This is a genomic window from Algoriphagus sp. (genome assembly GCF_024305035.1).
GTDB lineage: Bacteria > Bacteroidota > Bacteroidia > Cytophagales > Cyclobacteriaceae > Algoriphagus.
Genome location: NZ_JAMWZB010000063.1, coordinates 1 through 3,486 on the forward strand (window position 1 = coordinate 1; position 3,486 = coordinate 3,486).

General features: G+C 44.6%; 3 protein-coding genes. All 3 read left to right on the forward strand.

Features of this window, described 5'->3' with window-relative positions; translation table 11 throughout:
* Positions 1 to 139: 139 nt before the first annotated feature.
* Genes Q0L00_RS19455 through Q0L00_RS19465 form a run of 3 tightly spaced genes read left to right on the forward strand, consistent with a single transcriptional unit; the run spans position 140 to position 3,391 of the window.
* Entirely contained in the window at positions 140 to 1,399 is a 1,260-nt protein-coding gene (locus Q0L00_RS19455; RefSeq protein ID WP_297338561.1) for a site-specific integrase, read from the forward strand.
* Between the two features lie 52 nt (positions 1,400 to 1,451).
* Positions 1,452 to 2,378 carry a tyrosine-type recombinase/integrase gene (locus Q0L00_RS19460; RefSeq protein WP_297338562.1) on the forward strand — a complete coding sequence of 309 codons (927 nt, stop codon included), beginning with the start codon at positions 1,452 to 1,454 and terminating at the stop codon, positions 2,376 to 2,378.
* Positions 2,375 to 3,391: a tyrosine-type recombinase/integrase gene (locus Q0L00_RS19465; RefSeq protein WP_297338563.1), complete on the forward strand. Its 1,017-nt coding sequence runs from the start codon at positions 2,375 to 2,377 to the stop codon at positions 3,389 to 3,391. Before Q0L00_RS19460 ends, Q0L00_RS19465 begins: the two co-directional genes overlap by 4 nt.
* Positions 3,392 to 3,486: the final 95 nt, after the last annotated feature.

Consider the following 3,486-nt stretch of genomic DNA (forward strand, 5'->3'; position numbering starts at 1 on the left):
ACAGGATTATGTATACATTTTTGTTATGTAAAAACACTCTCTTAATATCCTGTTAATGAGGTCAATAACTCGATTATAATTTACATAATAATGTTCATCTTGGTTCATGCAATTCCGCATACTTAAACATTTATGACCAATGAACAGATATTATTCCACTTTCGAGGAGTTAACAGAAGCAGCAACCCAACATCTAGCCGGTCTTGGCAAGGGAAAACAGACTATTTCCATTTATAATTGGATATGGCAAAGGATCAGGGCGTTTATGGACTCTAGGGGCCTTAAGCGGGTCGATTCAGAAACCGTAGCGTCTTATCTAATTGTAACCTATGGTAATCGCAATGTTTCAACACTTTCTAAACATCAGAAACATTGTTATCGATGTGCTGTTAGTCTTGCCCAATTTTCTGAAACAGGTAAAATGATTGAGAGGACTTTTATGGGGGAAAAGGTAGTCTTAACCGGTGAGATTGGGAGGGTCATCGAGCAATATGTTGCTTATAAAAGGTCCTTGAGGTTAAATGAAAAAACTTTACGCGGACATTCTTGGTACCTGTACCGTTTTCAAACTTATCTGCACCAAGCCGGAATTAGTTCGCCCGAAAGCCTGTCCACACTTGTAATCATACATTACGTATCTGTATTATTGCCGGATGCTGCCGGAGCAAAACACCTCGCCCTGTCCATAATACGCAACTTCTTGGGGTACCTCTACGGGCTTGGAAGAACAGGAAAGGATCTTTCACTTGTTGTCCCGAGAGATAATTATAAAAAACAAGCCAAACTACCTTCAGTTTATACCAAGGAAGAAGTATTGGCGATTTTGGACTCGATAGACAGGAGCACTTCTGCCGGAAAAAGGGATTATGCGATTGTCATGTTGGCCGTAAGGTTGGGCCTTCGGGCCTCAGACATCAGTGGGCTTGAGTTTGGTCATTTGCAGTGGTCACAAAACACCATTTTCTTCCAGCAGGGTAAAACAGGGGAAACAGTTCGGTTGCCCCTTACCACAGATGTTGGGGAGGCACTGATTGATTACATCAAGTATGCCCGGCCAATATCCAAAGACTCTTATATTTTTCTGGAAAAGAGGTTTCCACACCAACCCATCCATTCTAAAATGGTTTCCTCGATAGCTAGCCGGATTATTCTAGGTTCCGGGATTAAGGTCGGGGACCGGAAACATGGATCCCATTCCCTGCGGCATACCATGGCGAGCATGCTTCTGGAGAGCCAGGTCTCGCTGCCTGTTATCTCAGATATACTGGGGCATTCCAATATTCAAACATCGATGTGTTATCTGCGAATAGATATTGAGACCCTCAGACAATGTGCCCTTGAGGCACCTGACATTCCGGAAACGTTCTATACACAGAAAGGAGGGGCTTTTTATGCGTAACGACTATGTGAAGCGGGGTGTACTCGCACCATTGATCCATGACTTTCTTACCATGCGGCATAACCTTGGTTTCAAATCAGGGTCAAGTAGATTCAGTTTATTCGCTTTTGACAGGTTTGCCAGGGAGAAAGGTTTGCGGAGTATTACCGTCACCATTGAACTTGCAGAAGAGTGGTGTGCCAAAAGGCCCGGTGAGGCAGCTGATACGTGGAGTCACAGGAACTGTTTTTTACGCCAGTTTTCGGTTTACCTGTCCAATCTTGGACATGAGACTTTTATTCCGCCCCGGATACCCGGTCCCCGGGATGAAAGGTTTGTTCCTTATATATTTTCCGAGGCAGAGATCGGTGCAATCTACGCCGCCTGTGATAGGCTTACACTATATGACAGGCATGCCAGAACCCACATCATGGTGCTGCCGGCACTGATACGCATGCTTGCATCAACAGGGATCCGAATCGGGGAAGCCGTAAAGCTGACCAACAGGGACGTAAACCTGGAACAGAATTACCTGACGTTGCGTAGCACTAAAAACGGGAAGGATCGGTTGGTCCCCATATCAGGATCATTGGCTGCCATATGTGTTCAATACCGAAAGTACAGAGATCTGCTGCCCTCCAACAGTGACTATTTTTTTGTAAAGCTCAATGGCTGCGGATGCCAGGCAAATGGTTTTTCACAGTGGTGGAATAAAATACTGAAAATGGCCTGCATAAAGCATCGGGGTAAGACCGTGGGACCCAGAATCCAAGATTTGCGCCACAGTTTCTGTATAAGGGCACTGGCTCACTTACTCAAGGAGGGCAAGGATCTATATTACATCCTGCCCATACTTTCAATGTATATCGGCCATACATCCCTGGCTTCCACCGATAGGTATGTGCGCATGACCTCGGAAATGTATCCTGATCTACTTGATAAGACCGACAGTATCTGTTCGTACATATTCTCGGAACTTAACTACCGGAGTACCCCATGAAACAGACCGCCTTTTCAAAATACCTGACCCAGTTCATGGTCAATTACCTGGTGGGTGAAAGGGGATATTCCCGAAATACGATAAGTGCCTATCGTGATACGGTAATTCTGTTGTTATTGTATATGCGGAAGGTCCACGGAATTGGAGCTGAGCATATTGACTTCAAGGATATAACCCGGGACCGGGTTGTTGGATTCCTTGACTGGCTGGAGACAGACAGGGGCTGCAGTGTATCTACCCGGAATGCAAGGCTGGCCGCCCTTCATTCCTTTTTCCGTTTTCTCACGTATAAGTATCCTGATAATATAGGGGAATGGCAGGGCATACTCTCCATAAAAGTAAAAAAGGCCCCTGCACCGGTGATTGTATACCTGACTGCAGAAGGCATTAAACTACTGCTCTCCCAACCGGATACTTCAAAAAAGAAAGGGAGACGTGATCAGGTACTCATGTCTTTGATGTTTGAATGCGCAAGCAGGGTACAGGAAATAGCAGATCTGGTCCCTTCCAGAATAAATTTTGGCAAACCCATGTTACTTAGACTGGACGGAAAGGGTAATAAATCCCGTTTGGTACCACTATGCGAACAGATAGGAATGCTGTTGAAGCAATATATGCAGGAAAATGGATTATTGCTGGATAGAGCCACGGACTACCCATTATTCGGCAACGGAAGGGGAGATAAGCTGACCCGGATGGCAATTACAGCGATCATTAAGAAATATTCAAAGATGGCCAGATCAACCGATCCTTCACTTATCCCTAATGGGGTAAGTCCACATTCGCTGAGACACTCGAAAGCTGTCTTGCTTCAGCAAAATGAAGTAAATATCATTGCGATCAGGGATTTTCTGGGACATGTATCAGTGACCACCACTGAAATCTATATACGGATAGACAACAGACTGAAGCGGGAAGCACTGGAAAAAACAAGCTTGGTACCAGATTCTTCAGAGCCAACATGGCAAAACAACAAAGGACTACTCACCTGGCTTGAAAGCTTAGGGAAATAGCTGAATATTATGTAAACGACTTGGCGAATAAGGCTTTAAATATCAGCATATTACGCCAAGTTTTTTACATAACAAAAATGTATACATAATCCTGT